Source organism: Pluralibacter gergoviae ATCC 33028 = NBRC 105706 (assembly GCF_001598855.1).
In the GTDB taxonomy this organism is placed as follows: Bacteria; Pseudomonadota; Gammaproteobacteria; order Enterobacterales; family Enterobacteriaceae; genus Pluralibacter; species Pluralibacter gergoviae.
Map to the genome: position 1 here is coordinate 1 of NZ_BCZS01000035.1, position 17,543 is coordinate 17,543.

Here is a 17,543-nt window from a genome sequence, read left to right on the forward strand (position 1 = left end):
TTGCCCAACCGGGGCACGTGCTGTTTGGTAGCGACTATCCCTACGCGCCGGCCTCGGTGGGGACCTCCTTTACCCGGATGCTGGATAGCTACGCCGATTTCCGCGAGGGGGAACTCGAACAGATCAACCAGCTGACCGGCAGGACGCTATTTCCACGCCTGGCTAAATAGAGCAGGGAGGTAAACAGGCATCAGGATTGCCGCAGGTTGTGCTAAGATGCGCGCCAATCCTGATGTCTTAACCGGAACAATCCCGTGACCTCATTTGCTGAACTGAACGCCCTCCCGCCGGAACAACTCGCCAACCTTAACGAACTGGGCTTTACCGCCATGACGCCGGTGCAGGCCGCCGCGCTGCCCGCCATTCTGGCCGGAAAAGACGTCCGCGCCCAGGCGAAAACCGGCAGCGGCAAGACCGCCGCCTTCGGGCTGGGCCTGCTCCAGCATATCGACCCGGCGCAGTTTGCCACCCAGTCGCTGATCCTCTGCCCGACCCGCGAACTGGCGGATCAGGTGGCGAAAGAGCTGCGCCGCCTGGCGCGCTACATGCCGAATATCAAAATACTGACCCTCTGCGGCGGCCTGCCGTTCAGCGTCCAGCGCGACTCCCTGACCCACGCCCCGCATATTATCGTCGCCACCCCGGGACGCCTGCTGGATCACCTGAAAAAAGAGACCGTGAACCTCGACCGCGTGCAGACCCTGGTGCTGGACGAAGCGGACCGGATGCTGGACATGGGGTTTGCCGACGCCATTGACGAGGTGATTGCCCATGCCCCGGCGCAGCGGCAGACCCTGCTGTTTTCCGCCACCTGGCCGACGGCGATTGCCGCCATCAGCAGCCGCATCCAGCGGGAGCCGGTCACCGTTGAAACGGATAGTGTTGACGAGCTGCCGGCGGTGGAGCAGCAGTTTTATGAAGTGGCGCGCGGCGGTAAGATTCGCCTGCTCCAGCAGCTGCTGAGCAAATATCAGCCCGCCTCCTGCGTAGTATTCTGCAACACGAAAAAAGATTGCCAGGCGGTGTGCGACGCCCTGAGCGAGAGCCGCCAGAGCGCGCTGGCCCTGCACGGCGATATGGAGCAGCGCGACCGCGACCGGACGCTGGTGCGCTTCGCCAACGGCAGCAGCCGCGTGCTGGTGGCTACCGACGTGGCGGCCCGCGGCCTCGACATTAAGGCCCTGGAGATGGTGATTAACTTTGAGCTTTCCTGGGATCCGGAAGTCCACGTGCACCGCATTGGCCGCACCGCACGGGCCGGGGAGAGCGGACTTGCCATCAGCTTCTGCGCGCCGGAAGAGGCCCAGCGGGCGACGGTGCTGGAAGAGATGCTCAGCATGACCCTCGACTGGAGGCCGTTGCCCGCCGGCGCCGCCACTGCGCCGCTGGAGGCGGCGATGGCGACCCTGTGCATCGATGGCGGTAAAAAGGCCAAAATCCGCCCCGGCGATATTCTCGGCGCCCTGACCGGCGATATGGGCATCGACGGTGCCGATATCGGCAAAATCGATATTCATCCGATCCACGCCTATGTGGCCATCAAAGCCCCCGCGGCGCGCCATGCGCTGAAGCAGCTGCAGCAGGGCAAAATCAAGGGGCGCGCGGTTAAAGCGACGCTGCTCAGGTAATCAGCCCGCCGTCCGGACGATCTCTGTCACCATCAGCAGCGCATCCCCGGTGAGCGGGACCAGCTCGCCGGGAGCTTCTTCCTGCCACCAGATGCCGCTTGCCCCGGCATACTCTTCGCCCGCCATGCGCCAGCGGCCCGCGCAGACCCAGGCGATACCTTCGCCGCCCGGACAGCAGGCCGCCGACGTGCTCACTACGCCGGCCCGGGCCCTGCCGCGCAGCGTCATGATGTTGAAATCCAGTCCCGGCCCGGCGATCCCTTCGCTGACGAGCGGCCGTTCGCCGGGGAAGGACCAGGGTTCGCCGCGCCGGAGATAGTGCGACACGCCGCCGCCGCGCAGCCAGAAAGGCTCGCCCTCCAGCAGAACCAGCGTCCTGTCGATCCCCTCAAAGCGCGAAAAGGGGCCGTCGGCCTGCAGCGTAGCCACGCTGCAGCGCCACAGAAAGGGGGCCTCCGGGTGCGGGACGCGGACAATCTCCCGGGTCTCTCCGGCGCCGTTCTGCCAGCGGCTCACCGGCAGTGAAGCGAAGGTGAAGGGGACTATCATCGGGCGGCCTCGTCCGGCACGGCTACGCAGTTAACCATTTCATTACCTCAAGTAACAAAAAATTCACAACGTGACTCACAAAACGATCATCGGGCGGGTGTCGACAGATGTCAATGGTTGTATATACAAGGCATATCATATCCATCATCTCCCAGCCGAAGGACGCCTATGCCATCTCCAACGCCAGATCGGGCAACGCCCGGCAAAACCGCTTTCCGCGAATCGCGCTCGATAGACTACATCCCCGGGCGCGAGCGCCACGGCCACCCCTTCAGCCAGTTCACCCTCTGGCTCGGCGGCAATCTGCAAATCACCGCGATCGTCACCGGCGCGCTGGCGGTAGTGCTGGGCGGAGACGTGGTCTGGTCGCTGGTGGGGCTGTTTATCGGCCAGCTGCTGGGGGCGTGCATCATGTCGCTCCACGCCCTGCAGGGGCCGCGCCTGGGGCTGCCGCAGATGATCGTTAGCCGGGCGCAGTTCGGCGTTTACGGCGCGGTTATCCCGCTGGCGCTGGCCTGCCTGATGTATATCGGCTTCTCCGCCAGCGGGACGGTGCTGGCCGGGCAGGCGATGGCGAAGCTGCTTTCGATCTCCGATACCGGCGGCATGATCCTGTTCAGCGTCCTGATCGTGGTGATTGCCGTACTGGGCTATCGCACGATCCACCGGCTTGGCAAAGCGGCGAGCGTTATCGGCGTGCTGGCCTTTATCTGGCTGTTTGCCTCGCTGCTGTGGAATGTGCCGCTGGCCGGCCTGATGCACGACAGCCGCTTTTCGCTGCCGATGTTCCTGCTGGCGGTCTCGCTCTCGTCCTCCTGGCAGATTGCCTTTTGTCCCTATGTTTCCGACTATTCGCGCTATCTGCCGCAAAACACCTCCGGACGCGGCACCTTTTTGGCCGTCTTCTGCGGTACGGTGCTCGGCTCTCAGGCGTCGATGACGCTGGGCGTGCTCACCGCCGCCGTGGCCGGCAGCGCCTTTTCTGGGCACGAGGTGAGCTATATCGTGGGCCTGGGTAAAAGCCAGGCGGCGGCGATGGTTATCTATTTCGCCATCTGCTTTGGCAAGCTGGTTTTCACCACCATGAATGCCTACGGCAGCTTTATGTCGCTCACCACGATTGTTGCCGGGTTTCGCCAGCGCTCTGCGATAGGCCAGCGCGGCCGGGTGCTGTTTGTGGTGCTGATGGTCTCCGCCTCCTGCGCCATTGCGCTGCTCAGCGAACCCGCCTTTTTAAAGAACTTCACCCACTTCCTGCTGTTCCTGCTCGCCTTTTTCGTACCGTGGAGCGCCATCAGCCTGACGGACTACTACGTTATCTCCGCCGGCGCGGTAGACATCCCCGCGCTGTACGATGCCAAAGCGCGCTACGGCGGCTGGAATGCGCTGGGGATCGCCGTCTACATTACCGGCGTGCTGATCCAGCTGCCGTTCATCGAAAACCCGCTTTTTCACGGCGCGCTGACGTGGATTTTCGCCGGCAATGACGTCTCCTGGCTGGTGGGCTGGCTGGCTACGGCCGGGCTATATTACGCGCTGCGGCACCGGGACGGGCGACGCCTTCCGGCGCGCACCTATTATCCGGTCGGGAGCTGAAGGCGCGATCCGGCTTCTGTTTCGGTAATTTTTTGTTTCTGCTTTTTTGGATAACTGTGGCAAATTGTTTATATTTTCGCCGCCATTCCTTTTCTCATTCGTCGCAGTGGCCCAGGCATCAGCGCAACAGCATCTCATCGTGATGATGCCGGGGCGCATCCTGTAAAATCACCGGCGCTATCAGTAACAACCGCGTACAGGTGAACGCGGCGCGGGTGAAATAATTTTCCGCGACGCTAAAAACAGCAGGCTGCCCGCCTGATGACGGGCGGCCTGCTGTTTTTATATGCGTCCGGAGAATATGGTTACGGCGTTATTATTACGTGACGAAATAGAGATGTTCATAATTTTGCAAAATAACTTTACAAATTAGCAATAAGCCACCTTTGATAACAATAGGCTGGCAATGGTTTTGTGATTCACTTAACATTAACGCGCTTCGTCAGCGGCTTATCAGACGAGGCGGCAGGAGAAACCCCTGAAGACAAGGGGAAAATAATAATTACTGACTACACTCATTCATAACGGTGTTCTGCTTATCCCCGGACAACCGGCTGCGATCTGTAACCGATAATAATCCGATTTTAGCTCTCTTTTAAATCGTTTCAGGTTTTTGATGTTTATAGCGATAACAATTTTCTGGATAGGAATGTGATATGGCGAGCGAGAAAAATAACAGTTCCCGACGGGACTTTCTTGTTAAATCAATGAGTCTCATCCCGGCCGTAGTTGTCTCCGGCGGCAGCATCGGCGCGGTGGGCTTCTCCGGTGCGGCTGCGGCGGCAGAAGATACGCCGAAAACCCCTGCGGCCCCGGCGCAAAGCGGCGAGAAGTGGCAGCCGCAGTTTTTTAACGACGTTGAGTGGGCATTTATCAATGCCGCCGTCGCCCGCCTGATCCCGGCGGACGAGCGCGGGCCGGGGGCGCTGGAGGCGGGCGTGCCCGAATTTATCGACCGGCAGATGAATACCCCTTACGCCACCGGGTCAATCTGGTACATGCAGGGCCCCTTTAATCCCGACGTGCCGAAAGAGATGGGCTACCAGCTGCCGCTGGTGCCGAAGCAGATCTACAACCTCGGCATTCACGATGCCAACGCCTGGTGCAAAAAGCAGCACGGCAAGCTTTTCGCCGAACTCAGCGGCGAACAGCAGGACGCCGTACTCGGCCAGTTTGAATCCGGCGACGCGCAGTTCGAACAGCTGCCTTCGACACTCTTCTTCTCTTATCTGCTGCAGAATACCCGCGAAGGCTTTTTCAGCGATCCTATCCACGGCGGCAACAAAGGCATGGTGGGCTGGACGCTGATTAACTTCCCGGGCGCGCGCGCGGACTTTATGGATTGGGTGGAGCGCGGCGAGCGCTATCCGTTCCCGCCGGTATCAATCAAGGGAGTGAGGGCATAACCCATGGCAACTGTACTGAAAAAAACAGACGTCGCGATTGTCGGCTTCGGCTGGGTGGGCGCGATCATGGCCAAAGAGCTGACCGAAGCGGGCCTCAACGTGGTGGCGCTGGAGCGCGGCCCGATGCGCGATACCTGGCCCGACGGCGCCTATCCGCAGGTCATCGACGAGCTGACCTACAATATCCGCCGCAAGCTGTTCCAGGATCTCTCTAAAAGCACCGTCACCATCCGCCATAACACCAGCCAGACCGCAGTACCTTATCGCCAGCTGGCGGCCTTCCTGCCGGGTACCGGCGTCGGCGGCGCGGGGCTGCACTGGTCCGGCGTCCACTTCCGCGTCGACCCGATTGAGCTGCGGATGCGCAGCCACTACGAAGAGCGCTACGGCAAATCGTTTATTCCCCAGGACATGATTATTCAGGACTTCGGCGTCACCTACGACGAGCTGGAGCCGTTCTTCGACAAGGCCGAGAAGGTGTTCGGTACCTCCGGCACCGCCTGGTCGGTCAAGGGTAAAGTGGTCGGTAAGGATAAGGGCGGCAACTTCTTCGCCCCGGACCGCTCCAGCGACTTCCCGCTGCCGGCGCAGAAGAATACCCACTCGGCGACCCTGTTCCAGCAGGCGGCGCAGTCGGTGGGCTATCATCCCTATAACCTGCCGTCGGCCAACACCTCCGACTCCTATACCAACCCCTACGGCGCGCAGATGGGGCCGTGCAACTTCTGCGGCTTCTGCAGCGGCTACGCCTGCTACATGTACTCTAAAGCATCGCCGAACGTGAATATTCTGCCGGCGCTACGTATGGAGAAACGCTTCGAGCTGCGCACCAATGCCAACGTGCTGAAGGTTAACCTCACCGACGACAAGCAGCGCGCCACCGGCGTCACCTACGTGGACGCCCAGGGTCGCGAAGTCGAGCAGCCTGCCGATCTGGTGATTATCGGCGCTTTCCAGTTCCACAACGTGCACCTGATGCTGCTTTCCGGCATCGGTAAACCCTACAACCCGGAAACCGGCGAGGGCGTGGTGGGCCGCAACTTTGCCTATCAGAACATGACCACCATCAAGGCCATCTTCGATAAAGACACCTTCACCAACCCGTTCATCGGCGCGGGCGGCAACGGCGTCGGCGTGGACGACTTCAACGCCGACAACTTTGACCACGGCCCGCACGGCTTTGTCGGCGGTTCGCCGTTCTGGGTCAACCAGGCCGGGACCAAGCCTATCTCCGGCCTGCCGGTACCGCCGGGCACGCCCGCCTGGGGCAGCAAATGGAAATCGGCGGTGGCGGACACCTATACCCACCACCTGTCGATGGACGCCCACGGTGCGCACCAGTCCTATAAGCAGAACTATCTCGATCTCGATCCCAACTACAAGAACATCTACGGCCAGCCGCTGCTGCGCATGACGTTCGACTGGCAGGAGAACGACATCAAGATGGCGCAGTTCATGTACGAGAAAATGGCGCCGATTGCCAAAGCCATGAACCCGAAATACATGATGGGCAGCCCGAAAAACGCCAACAGCCACTTCGATACCACCTCCTACCAGACCACGCACATGAACGGCGGGGCGGTGATGGGGGAGGATCCGAAGACCAGCGCGGTGAACCGCTACCTGCAGAGCTGGGACGTGCATAACGTCTTCGTCATCGGCGCCTCGGCCTTCCCGCAGGGGCTGGGCTATAACCCGACCGGCACCGTCGCCGCGCTGGCCTACTGGTCGGCGAAGGCGATCCGCGAACAGTATCTGAAAAACCCCGGCCCGCTGGTTCAGGCATAAGGAGCGCAGACAATGAAAAAACACCTTTTGTCCGCGCTGGTGCTCGGACTGATAAGCTGCGCCAGCTGGGCGCAGGATGATGCCAGTAACGCCGACCTCATTAAGCGCGGCGAATATCTCGCCCGCGCGGGCGACTGCGTGGCCTGCCACACCAACGGCCGCCAGGGCGCGCCGTTCGCCGGCGGCCTGTCGATGATGACGCCGATCGGCGCGATTTACTCGACCAACATCACTCCCGATAAAGAGCACGGCATCGGCAACTATACCTTTGAAGAGTTCGACGATGCGGTGCGCAAAGGCGTGCGCAAAGACGGCAGCACCCTCTATCCGGCGATGCCCTATCCGTCATTCGCCCGGGTGACCGAAGAGGACATGCGCGCGATGTACGCCTACTTTATGCACGGCGTGAAGCCGGTGGCGCAGGCCAACCGCGACGTGGATATCCCGTGGCCGCTGTCGATGCGCTGGCCGCTGGCGATCTGGCGCGGCATGTTTGCGCCGGACCCGCAGGCGTTTGTCGCCAAAAGCGGCGCCGATCCGGTCATCGAGCGCGGCCGCTACCTGGTTGAAGGCCTCGGCCACTGCGGCGCCTGCCACACGCCGCGCGCCATCACCATGCAGGAGAAGGCGCTGAGCAACGACGAGAGCGACAAATTCCTTTCCGGCAGCAGCGCGCCGATCGACGGCTGGGAGGCCACCAGCCTGCGCGGTGAAAACCGCGAGGGCCTGGGCACCTGGAACGAAGCCGAACTGTCCGAGTTCCTGAAAACCGGGCGCAACGACAAGAGCGTGGTGTTCGGCGGCATGAGCGACGTGGTGGAGCACAGCCTGCAGTACCTCTCCGACGAGGACATCACGGCCATCTCCCGCTACCTCAAATCGCTGCCGCCGCAGGGCGGCAAGCAGTCGGCCGAGCCGGAGAAAGACGACACCGCCGCGCGGCTGTGGAAGGGTGACGACAGCAAAACCGGCGCCGCCCTGTACGTCGATAACTGCGCCGCCTGCCACCGCACCGACGGCGCCGGCTACAAAAAGGCGTTCCCGATGCTCAAGGGCAACCCGGTAGTGCAGACCGACGATCCGACCTCGCTTATCCACATCATCCTCACCGGCAGCACCACGCCGGCGGTGAAAGGCGCGGTGTCGCAGCTGACGATGCCGTCCTTCGGCTGGCGGCTGGATGATCAGCAGGTAGCGGACGTCGCCAACTTCGTGCGCAGCAGCTGGGGCAACAAGGCCTCTGCGGTGACCGCATCGGATGTGGCTAAAGTGCGTAAAGACCGCGACACCATCGCCGATGAGAAGGCGATGGGCAGCGCTGACGTCTCTAAGCTGCCGCCGCAGCCCGGGCAGTAATTAACCCCGGAGCTTCCGCCCCCTGCGGAAGCTCCGTCTCACCTTATCCGCATCGCGGAAGCATATTCGCTGCCAGCCTGATGCAAAAAAAGTTAACGTCTTATTCATTTTATTTGAACGTCTTTCTGTGACGGCAATCTACCTCCCCGCCCATGCCGCAAACGCCCACCGCTGCAGGTAATTATCACGACACACAACGCCTCTGCTGCGCTTTCTTCGGGAAAAGTGCGAATGTAGGTGGCTTGACAAATGTTTACATTAGCGTGCTAATAGCGGCGATTTATTGATAACGAGAATCTCTATAAGAATCATTTCACTATTTGCGCTTAATCAGGGGTAAAAATGCGATACACAAATGTGGCCACCGCACTGACTCTCCTCCTCGCGGCGAAGTGCGCCGGCGCGGCAGAAGAGCAGACCATGGTGGTTAACGGCAATATCCTCGGCGACTCCCGCGCCGATGAGGTGAAAACCTGGGCCGGTAGCCGCTCGGTTATCGACAACGATCAGCTGACTAAAGGGGCCAACCGCACCCTCGACGATGCCCTGCAGCGGGTGCCGGGCGTGAAAATCCAGGATGAAACGGGAACGGGCGTACTGCCGCAAATCGCCGTGCGCGGCCTGTATGACAGCCGCAGCGGGCGGGTGCAGATCCTGGAGGACGGCATTCCGCTGGCCCTGGCGCCCTACGGTCAGGAGGGGATGTCGCTGTTCCCGGTCACCTTCGCCACCGTTGACCGCGTCGATGTGGTGCGCGGCGGGGCGGCGGTGCAGTACGGCCCGAACAACGTCGGCGGCGTGATTAATATTATCAGCAAGCCTATCCCGCTGGCGTGGGAAAATGAGATTGCCGAGCGGGCTACTTTCTACGGTAAGGGCCGCAACTTGTGGGATACCTATCTGCGCACCGGCGGGATGCTGAATGATAATTTTGGCCTGCAGGTTGAGGGCAACCAGGTGAAGGGGAACTCCTTTCGCGAATATAGCGGCAGCAAAACCCAGAACTACCGCATCCGCGGCCTGTGGAATATTAACGATGCCACCTCGCTGAACTTCTCCTATCAGTACTACGACGCCCACGCCAACCTTGCCGGAGCCCTGTCGGCAAAAGATTATCACCAGAATCGGCGCCAGAGCACCCGGCCGTTTGACGATTACGACGGTCACACCAAGCGCTACAGCGCGGTGTACAACCAGCAGCTGGGCGGACTTGGCTTCATTGATTCGGCCGAGTTTAACTGGATGTTCTTCGCCCACAACTCCGATCGCGATTTTCACCTCGGCATGAGCCAGGTGCCGGGGCAGAACTTCAATCCGGCGCTGCCGGCGGATCTGGTGCAGAACTCGCCGCGCCACTTTAAAACCTGGGGCACCGAGCCGCGCTTCAGCTTCGACGTTAACGGCGATAAGGTCAATCAGCACTGGATCGTCGGCGGCCGTTTCGTGAAAGAGAAAATTGATTATCAGGTGCGCCAGCGCGCGCTGACCACCGATCTGACCAGCGTGACCCGCGATTGGTACTTCGACGATAAGGCCTGGGCGGGCTACGTCAGCAACGCCATCAAGCTGTTCGACGACAAGTTCACCATCACGCCGGGGATGCGCTACGAGCACATCGGCGAGAAGTACAGCGACCGCAAAAGCGACTTCCGCGCCAATGCTAAAGATGGCCAGTGGCTGCCGGGCCTCACCCTCGGCTATCAGCTGACCGATGAGTGGTTCCTGTACGCCGACACTCAGAAGAGCGTGCGTCCGGCTCAGGTCACACAGGTGGTCAAAGGCGGCGACGTCAGCTCTGAACTGGCGTGGAACTATGAGGGCGGGGTGCGCTATACGCCGACTAAAAATGTCAGCCTGCAGACCGGCCTCTACCGCATCGACTATAAGGATCAGATCTCTTACAACAGCAGCACCGACAGCTATGACAACATCGGGCGCACGCGCCACGAGGGCATAGAGCTTGAGGGGTTCTGGAGCCCGGAAGCGGTTGAGGGACTTAGGCTGCACGCTGGCTATGCCTACCTGAAGGCGGAGCAGCGCAACGGCGTTAATAAGGGCAAGCGGGTGCCATATTCCTCGCGCAACCAGGTGACGCTGGACGGCAGCTACGACTGGCGCGGCACCACCTTCGCGCTTAACGGTTACTACTTCAGCCGCTCGTTCTCCGACGCTGCCAACAGTGAGCGCGAAACGGCGAAAGGCGATGCCGGCCCGATGCCCTCCTACTGGGTATGGAACGCCCAGGTCAGCCGCGATCTCTACAAATCAGCCAGTACGACGGTGAACGGCTATGTTGGCGTGAATAATCTGTTCAACCGCGACTACTGGTTCCGCGGCATCGATACCAGCCCGTGGGGCCGCCAGCCCGCTCCGGGGCGCTCGGTAACCGCCGGTATCGGCGTGAAGTTCTGATCCATTCAGCCGCCGGCTATGCAGGCAAAGTGTTATCTGGCGAGGGTATTAATGATAATCACGACCAACAGGCGTTTGCTTGACGACGCGCGCTTCACTGCCAAACGGCCGCTTCAGCACGGCAATGACCCTGCCGGAAGAGAGGAGGGTACGCGAAGCCGGACGGCTGCAGGTCCTTGATTCGCTAAGTAAACCTGGCGCGGAGGCTAATTTTTAGCCTGTTCCGGCTTATGTCTCCGTGCCTGAGCCGATGTTTTATCGCATATATACGGCAGAAAATAGCTTTATAAGAGATAAAAACGTTTTAAGCCTATCGGTAGAGATGGAAAAATGCCTCTTTTCTCAGATAACTCCAGTCATTTGATGAATGAAATTAAAATATTCTGGCGAAATTTGAGAATAGTCTTGCTGGATGCCATTAATAGTTCTTAACTGTAGTAAGCCTGTCTTAATCCATTTTGTTGACTCTTATTTGCGGTTTTTAACCGCAGTGGTTAAATTTAATGCCGTGAATTAGATGTTGTATCGCCGCTTGCCTGCCTGGTAACTGATTGTAATTCCACTGTTTGTTTGCTGCGTTGGGAAAGGGAACGCTAAAAGCGCTTTTCAGATATCTCTGTGATTCGATATGTTCATTTTTTCACTTATTCATGAGATAAAAAATTGCATTTAATCTTGAAAAAAGATTTTTATTCTTATTTTTATTTATTTACTGGTTTTTTGTTTCTTTTGAGTGTGTGGTTGAAATTGAGATTGAAGTTTATCACTGCATGAAGGTAAAAAAGATATGCGGGGAGTGGATTTTTAATCCATAAATCATTGAGTTATCCTTGCTTGATTGTGATGGCAGTCACGGTTTGACATGAGAGAGACATTTCCTGAAAATGTCACCTGCTTAAGGTTTTTTGTTATTCCCCTGGTGCCGATTGCGGGTTCTCTGAGACGCTAAGAATAATCCCGTGGTTTTAATTGTCTTCTATTACCTTGAATCTTGTTCCGGTGAGTGAGAGCGCCGGAAGCTGCACGTTTTCAGGGCTAAGCGTCGGGAGCCATTCTCACGCTATTAACTGTTATTGATAGATATGAAAATTGATCAAGCATTAATTATTCCCAATCGAATAACGTATTGCGGAGTAATGCTAATATTCTTTATTTGGTTATTTACCGGAACCTGTAGTTATTGGTTTGCGGCCGATGATAGCGTTCCGGCTACTGACTTTAATGCCATCAGCTGGGCAACGGCGGCGCTGGCCGCGCTCTGGCTTGTCGTCCGTTTGCCTGCGAATGTCATGCGACCGATTGCCGCCGTGCCGTCTCTGCGCCTCATGCTGCCCGGTGCCATCCTCTGGTCGCTGCCGCTGCTGTGGGCGACCTCATCGATAACTGTCGCGAAAGGCCTGCCGCACGTGCTGGGCCTTTGGGCCTTGCTGGGCCTGCTGTGGCTGCTGCGCCGGCTGCCGCTCAGCCGCAGGCAGCGGCTCGGGGTACTGCTGATGCTTGTCGCCGCGGGGCTCTTTCAGGTACCTCTACTGTTTACGCGCCTTACCCTCTTTCGCGGGGGCAGCGCTGTTGACGGTATGTATTCCTGGATGCCTCTGAACGCTACTGGCCTCTTTCAGCTTACCCGACTGCCGGCGCTGGCGGGGCTATTATTGATGGCGACCGCTATCCTGCGTTCGCTGTGGAGTCGGGGAGGCTTGCGCTGGCAGGGGCTGGTTCTGCTGCTGCCGGTTATGGCTAATAGTAATCCTGAATATCCAGACATTTTTTCTGTGCCTGACGGCCTGGTGCTGGTACTCCTGTTAAACGTGGTTCTTGCCCCGGCCAGTTTCGTACCGCTTGCTAATGGCGCAAAGAGTATATTCGGCTTCTTACCGGATGTCGTTATTCGCGCTGTTATTACGGTAATGTGCGCAGTGGTACTGGCATGGATGGCCGCCACGTTGCTGCAGGCTGGACGCGTCAGCGACAGCAATTATTTTTGGTCATTGTTCTGAATTCTATCTGATAACAATAAATAGAAATGAAGGCAGTGCGCTTGGCAGATTTTCTGCTGAGCTAATTGGTTATATTGAGATATATTGTATGAATAGAAAACAATGCATTTCTGGAACTGAAATTGCCTCAATGGTTAATAATGACGCTATTTCCGGAAATTACGTGATGCCGCAGTGGCCCGGATATGAGCAAGATTGCGCTGCGCGAGAACCCCTGAGGTTATACTGTGATTATGCCAGTGTCGCCCGGCAGCAATGGAAGAATGTGGCGATTGTCTCCGCAAATAATATGGCTGTGCACGGCATCATCAATTTATTCAAAACACTTTATCCGCTGTGCCTGCAAATTTTTAGCGATGCGAAAAGCCTGCAATATAGCCTGATGGTGGCAAAAAACTTTCATCCCGATATTATCATCTGGATTGATGCCAGAGTGCAGCGTTTAGCGGGAATGTCATCGCTGGCAATACAAATCAGCCGAAGAATGCCGGGGGTGAAACAGCTGATGCTCAGCGAGTGTATTCCTTCTGCATTGACGGTAAGGCTTCGCGGCGTGCGGGTTGCGTCTCTAAACACCCCGATAAGCGAATTAACAAAAATAATGAAGGCGTGCCTGGTCCCGGTTGAGCGCACGGGCGGCCTTTTCTCTGGTCGGTTTATGACGCCCGGGCAGTGGCGAACAATACGCCTGCTGATAAAGGGGCTCAGCGTCAGGCAGGTCGCCGAACTCAACGGGATCAGCCCCAAAACCGTATGGGGCCGGGAAGAGGAGGTGATGCGTCAACTCAATCTACAGGGGCACGTACAGAAAGCCTGGTTTTATCGCAGCATCACGGAGGTCCTTGAGGATATGCCGGGTCTGGGCAGGCATAAGCGTGGGCGGCGTCGTTAGTCCCGCTAACGGCGGCACGTGCAGGACATGCCGCCGATAACTTACTCTCCTACCGCTGCCGCCTCCCTGGCAATCGCATTACGCCTTGCGCGCGTGGTGAGAAAATAGAGATAGCCGGCCACCATAAAGGCGATAAACAGCGCGCCGATCTGCGGGTTAAACCACAGCATCGCCACCAGACATATCACCGATCCGCCCAGCGCAATAGCGGGGACCAGCGGATAGCCGGGCGCTAAGAACGAGCGCGGCAGATCCGGGGCGGTGCGGCGCAGGCGGAACAGGCTGAGCATACTCATGATGTACATCACGATGGCGCCGAACACCGCCATGGTGATCATTGCCGCCGTCAGGCTCATGCCCTGCAGGCTGATGCCGTCAGAGAAGATGGCGATGATGCCGATGACGCCGCCGGCCAGCGTCGCGCGGTGCGGGGTTTTAAACCGCGACAGCTTCGCCAGCGACGGCGGCAGGTAGCCGGCGCGGGCGAGAGCGAAGAACTGCCGCGAATAGCCGAGAATAATACCGTGAAAGCTGGCAATCAGGCCGAACAGGCCGATCCACACCAGCATATGCATCCAGTTCGAATGCTCGCCGACGACCATTTTCATCGCCTGCGGCAGCGGATCGTTAATGTCCGACAGCGTGCGCCAGTCGCCGGCGCCGCCCGCCAGCAGCATCACGCCCATTGCCAGAATGACCAGCGTCAGGATGCCGCTGATGTAGGCGCGAGGAATGGTGCGGCGCGGATCTTTTGCCTCTTCCGCCGCCATCGCGGCACCTTCAATGGCGAGAAAGAACCAGATGGCGAACGGGATCGCCGCAAACATGCTCGATACCGCCGCCCCGGAGAAGACGTCGCTGCCCGCCCAGCCGTGGGCGGTAAAGTGGCTCAGGCTGAAGCCCGGAGCGACCACGCCCATAAACACCAGCAGTTCGCCCACCGCCAGTACGGTTACCAGCAGTTCGAAAGTCGCTGCCAGGCTGACGCCGAGAATGTTGAGGCCCATAAAAATCACGTAGGCGACAACGGCGACGTACTTCGGATTGAGCGCCGGGAACTGGACGTTGAGGTAGGCGCCAATCGCCATTGCAATTGCCGGCGGGGCAAAGACAAACTCAATCAGCGTGGCTATCCCGGCGATCAGTCCGCCGACATCGCCAAAGGCGCGGCGGCTGTAGGCGAAAGGGCCGCCCGCCTGCGGGATAGCGGTGGTCAGTTCGGTAAAGCTGAAGATAAAGCAGGTGTACATGATGGCGATAAACAGCGTCGTCACCAGAAAACCCAGCGTGCCCGCTACGCCCCAGCCGTAGCTCCAGCCAAAATACTCCCCGGAAATCACCAGTCCGACGGCGATGCCCCACAGGTGCAGGGTGCCGAGCGTGGGTTTAAGCTTCTCTGTCATTGCGCTACTCCCCGAGATGTTATTGAAAACGGCGTTATGGATAGTGTCGTGCTGATGATGCGGCCAGGGGCGGGAGAAAAACTTGACCCTGGAAAACAGAAACGCGCTGCCTGAGGTCAACCGCGTCGGCCGCCGCGCCGCCCCGCGCTCTGCGGTCAACTGTTCCAGTTCCGCAGTCAAGCGGGCACCGCGGGTTTCGCGCCACCATCCGGGACACACTCATCAGAGAAAGGGAGCCGGATATGGGCGCAAAACAGTACGATACCCTCAGCAACGACACCGTCATTCTGCTGGCCGAACGGGCGCTGGTCCGCTATCCGGCGTTTGCCGGCGCGTCCGTTAAACTGCTGTGCCGCTCGGAGAACGCCACGCTGCTGGTCACCCGCGCCGGCAGGCGCTACGCGCTGCGCATCCACCGCGGCGACTACCACAGCCGCCGGGACATTGAGAGCGAACTGCTGTGGCTCGACGCCCTGCGCGAGGCCGGGATCTGCGTCCCGGAGGCGCTTTACGATCGCGACGGCGAACGGGTGCAGATCCTAACCCTGGCGGACGGCAGCGTGCGCCACGCGGTGCTGTTTCACTGGATCGAGGGCGAGATGCCGACCACCGAAGTTGACCCGGCGGCGTTTCGCCAGCTGGGAAAAATCACCGCCGAGCTGCACCGGCAGAGCAGGCAGTGGCACCGGCCGGAGGGCTTTCGCCGCATCGTCTGGGATCACCAGAGCATGGTCGCGCCCGACGGACACTGGGGGGACTGGCGCGACGCGGGCGGCCTGAGCGGCGGCGACTGCGCGGTGGTGGAGGAGGCCATCGCCAGCATCCGCCGGCAGATGGCGGCCTTCGGCCAGTCGCCCCAGCGCTACGGCCTGATCCACGCCGACCTGCGCCTGACCAACCTGCTGCTGCACAAGGGCGAAACCCGGGTCATCGACTTCGACGACTGCGGGATGGGCTGGTATCTGCACGATCTGGCCGCCGCCGTCAGCTTTGCTGAACATCACCCCAACGCCCCGCAGTGGGTGGAAAACTGGTTGGCGGGCTACGAGCAGGTGGCGCACATCGGCGACGAGGAACTGGCTATCGTGCCCGCGATGCTGGCCCAGCGCCGCATTCAGCTGACGGCCTGGGTGGCGTCGCACCGCGAAACGGAAATGGCGCAGAGCCTGGGCGATGGCTGGACCGGACACACGGTGCGTCTGTGCCGCCGCTATCTCGACGGCGCGGCGCTGCCGCTGGGCGTATAGGCGCACGACGCCGGGGCGCGGTTGCCTGTCCGTAGTGCAGGGCGGCAGAGAGAGGTTGTTTATCTTATTGAATAGTAAGGTGTAAATCGCTGGTATGGTTATTGCTTAGCTGTTCTATCCTCGATAACCCGCGGGAGCATTCTATGACCAGCGCCATCTCCGAAAGCCTCACGCTCGCGATGCCCGCCGCCGGCGGCCATCGCGGCGTACTGTCCGCCGCCGCATCGGGCCTCTGCGACTTTATCAAGGCCAGGGGCGGCGACGCCGACCGTATTCTCGGCATCAGCGGCATCGATCCCGAACTGCTGTCCTGCCCAACCCTGAGCCTCGATCTGGTCAGCTACTGCAAAGTGATGGAGGTGGCGGCCCGCCAGGCGGATGTGGACAATTTTGGCCTCTACTACGGCAACCAGTTCAGGCCGCAGTCCCTGGGGCTTATCGGCTATATCGGCCTCTGCTCGCCGACGCTGGAGACGGCGCTGCGCAATGTTGTAAACGCTTTTCCCTTTCATCAGCACGATACCTTCACCCGGTTGACCGAGCGGGGCGAGTGCCTGCAGCTCGACTATCAGGTGCGCCACGGGGCGATCCTCGCCCGCCGCCAGGACGCCGAGCTGACGCTGGGCATGTTTATGAATATTGTCCGCCACGTGCTCGGCAAAAGCTGGGCGCCGCGGGAGGTCCACTTCGAACATCCGCGTCCGCAGCAGTGGCACGAGCACTGCAAGCTCTTCGACGCCCCGGTCTACTTTGACCAGCCGTTCAACTCGCTGATTATTCCGCGCCGCGACCTCCAGCGTCCGATGCCGGAGCACGATCCGATGCTGCTGCTGGTGATGCAGGACGCCATCCGCCGCATCAATGCGCCGGCGGCGGGGCAGGGCTGCGTCAACCAGACCCGCACGCAGATCCACCTGCAGCTGGTCAACGGTGAGCCTTCCCTGGAGGTTATCGCCGACCGGCTCAACCTGTCGCCGTGGTCATTGCAGCGGCGGCTGAAGGAGGAGAGCACCAGCTTCACCGCGCTGGTGGACAGCGTCAGAAAAGAGATGGCGACCCACTACCTGGAGCAGCCCAACCTGCCGGTATCGGAGATGGCGCTGCTGCTGGGCTACTCGGAGGTCAGCGCCTTCTCGCGGGCCTTTCGCCGCTGGTTCGGCTGCAGCCCGAGCCGCTGCCGGCAGGCAGGGGGCGCGCGCGGCTGAGCGTCGCTGTCTTTCACTCTCCGGTGAAAGAGCGAAATGGCACAGGGCCCGCCGTACGGTGGTC

12 protein-coding genes are annotated in these 17,543 nt (G+C 59.8%); 10 read left to right on the top strand and 2 right to left on the bottom strand.

The annotated features are described in order from the left end of the window. The first annotated feature begins 254 nt into the window (after positions 1-254). Positions 255-1,628, top strand: a complete 1,374-nt coding sequence (gene dbpA / locus ENGE1_RS22405; protein WP_048252934.1) for an ATP-dependent RNA helicase DbpA — start codon at positions 255-257, stop codon at positions 1,626-1,628. Here the strand turns inward: dbpA and ENGE1_RS22410 are convergent, their stop codons facing one another. Further along, complete coding sequence (locus ENGE1_RS22410) at positions 1,629-2,177, bottom strand: HutD/Ves family protein (RefSeq protein WP_048252935.1); 549 nt, start codon at positions 2,175-2,177, stop codon at positions 1,629-1,631. It lies immediately after the preceding gene. Positions 2,178-2,345: 168 nt separating this feature from the next. Between ENGE1_RS22410 and ENGE1_RS22415 the strand changes: the two genes are divergently transcribed. The 7 genes from ENGE1_RS22415 to ENGE1_RS22445 all read left to right on the top strand — a co-directional run bounded on the left by ENGE1_RS22415 (position 2,346) and on the right by ENGE1_RS22445 (position 13,624). Beyond that, positions 2,346-3,773 carry a purine-cytosine permease family protein gene (locus ENGE1_RS22415; protein ID WP_048252936.1) on the top strand — a complete coding sequence of 476 codons (1,428 nt, stop codon included), beginning with the start codon at positions 2,346-2,348 and terminating at the stop codon, positions 3,771-3,773. A 656-nt stretch (positions 3,774-4,429) separates the two neighbouring features. Then, positions 4,430-5,179: a gluconate 2-dehydrogenase subunit 3 family protein gene (locus ENGE1_RS22420; protein ID WP_048252937.1), complete on the top strand. Its 750-nt coding sequence runs from the start codon at positions 4,430-4,432 to the stop codon at positions 5,177-5,179. Between the two features lie 3 nt (positions 5,180-5,182). Continuing rightward, entirely contained in the window at positions 5,183-6,967 is a 1,785-nt protein-coding gene (locus ENGE1_RS22425; RefSeq protein WP_045289509.1) for a GMC family oxidoreductase, read from the top strand. A 12-nt stretch (positions 6,968-6,979) separates the two neighbouring features. Next, the gene (locus ENGE1_RS22430; RefSeq protein ID WP_048252938.1) at positions 6,980-8,323 is read left to right on the top strand and encodes a cytochrome c; all 1,344 of its coding nucleotides are present in this window, start codon (positions 6,980-6,982) and stop codon (positions 8,321-8,323) included. 342 nt (positions 8,324-8,665) lie between these two features. Beyond that, positions 8,666-10,735 (top strand): TonB-dependent receptor family protein, encoded by a 2,070-nt coding sequence (locus ENGE1_RS22435; RefSeq protein WP_053075202.1) that lies wholly within the window; start codon positions 8,666-8,668, stop codon positions 10,733-10,735. A 1,082-nt stretch (positions 10,736-11,817) separates the two neighbouring features. Continuing rightward, entirely contained in the window at positions 11,818-12,732 is a 915-nt protein-coding gene (locus ENGE1_RS22440; protein ID WP_146144449.1) for a hypothetical protein, read from the top strand. 88 nt (positions 12,733-12,820) lie between these two features. Then, positions 12,821-13,624, top strand: a complete 804-nt coding sequence (locus ENGE1_RS22445; protein WP_106912882.1) for a helix-turn-helix transcriptional regulator — start codon at positions 12,821-12,823, stop codon at positions 13,622-13,624. 41 nt (positions 13,625-13,665) lie between these two features. Here the strand turns inward: ENGE1_RS22445 and eat are convergent, their stop codons facing one another. Beyond that, on the bottom strand, positions 13,666-15,027 hold the full coding sequence (eat, locus tag ENGE1_RS22450; RefSeq protein ID WP_048252942.1) for an ethanolamine permease: 1,362 nt from the start codon (positions 15,025-15,027) through the stop codon (positions 13,666-13,668). A gap of 242 nt (positions 15,028-15,269) precedes the next feature. Between eat and ENGE1_RS22455 the strand changes: the two genes are divergently transcribed. After that, on the top strand, positions 15,270-16,274 hold the full coding sequence (locus ENGE1_RS22455; protein ID WP_048252943.1) for a phosphotransferase enzyme family protein: 1,005 nt from the start codon (positions 15,270-15,272) through the stop codon (positions 16,272-16,274). Between the two features lie 143 nt (positions 16,275-16,417). Continuing rightward, on the top strand, positions 16,418-17,479 hold the full coding sequence (gene qhpR / locus ENGE1_RS22460) for an AraC-like transcriptional regulator QhpR (protein ID WP_048252944.1): 1,062 nt from the start codon (positions 16,418-16,420) through the stop codon (positions 17,477-17,479). Positions 17,480-17,543: the final 64 nt, after the last annotated feature.

Excerpts from the sequence above, each read along its gene's own strand:
- ENGE1_RS22455 (WP_048252943.1), top strand. The coding sequence starts at position 15,270 with ATGGGCGCAAAACAGTACGATACCCTCAGCAACGACACCGTCATTCTG.
- eat (WP_048252942.1), bottom strand. The coding sequence starts at position 15,027 with ATGACAGAGAAGCTTAAACCCACGCTCGGCACCCTGCACCTGTGGGGC.
- ENGE1_RS22445 (WP_106912882.1), top strand. The coding sequence starts at position 12,821 with ATGAATAGAAAACAATGCATTTCTGGAACTGAAATTGCCTCAATGGTT.
- ENGE1_RS22415 (WP_048252936.1), top strand. The coding sequence starts at position 2,346 with ATGCCATCTCCAACGCCAGATCGGGCAACGCCCGGCAAAACCGCTTTC.
- ENGE1_RS22430 (WP_048252938.1), top strand. The coding sequence starts at position 6,980 with ATGAAAAAACACCTTTTGTCCGCGCTGGTGCTCGGACTGATAAGCTGC.
- ENGE1_RS22410 (WP_048252935.1), bottom strand. The coding sequence starts at position 2,177 with ATGATAGTCCCCTTCACCTTCGCTTCACTGCCGGTGAGCCGCTGGCAG.
- ENGE1_RS22425 (WP_045289509.1), top strand. The coding sequence starts at position 5,183 with ATGGCAACTGTACTGAAAAAAACAGACGTCGCGATTGTCGGCTTCGGC.
- ENGE1_RS22435 (WP_053075202.1), top strand. The coding sequence starts at position 8,666 with ATGCGATACACAAATGTGGCCACCGCACTGACTCTCCTCCTCGCGGCG.
- qhpR (WP_048252944.1), top strand. The coding sequence starts at position 16,418 with ATGACCAGCGCCATCTCCGAAAGCCTCACGCTCGCGATGCCCGCCGCC.
- ENGE1_RS22440 (WP_146144449.1), top strand. The coding sequence starts at position 11,818 with ATGAAAATTGATCAAGCATTAATTATTCCCAATCGAATAACGTATTGC.
- ENGE1_RS22420 (WP_048252937.1), top strand. The coding sequence starts at position 4,430 with ATGGCGAGCGAGAAAAATAACAGTTCCCGACGGGACTTTCTTGTTAAA.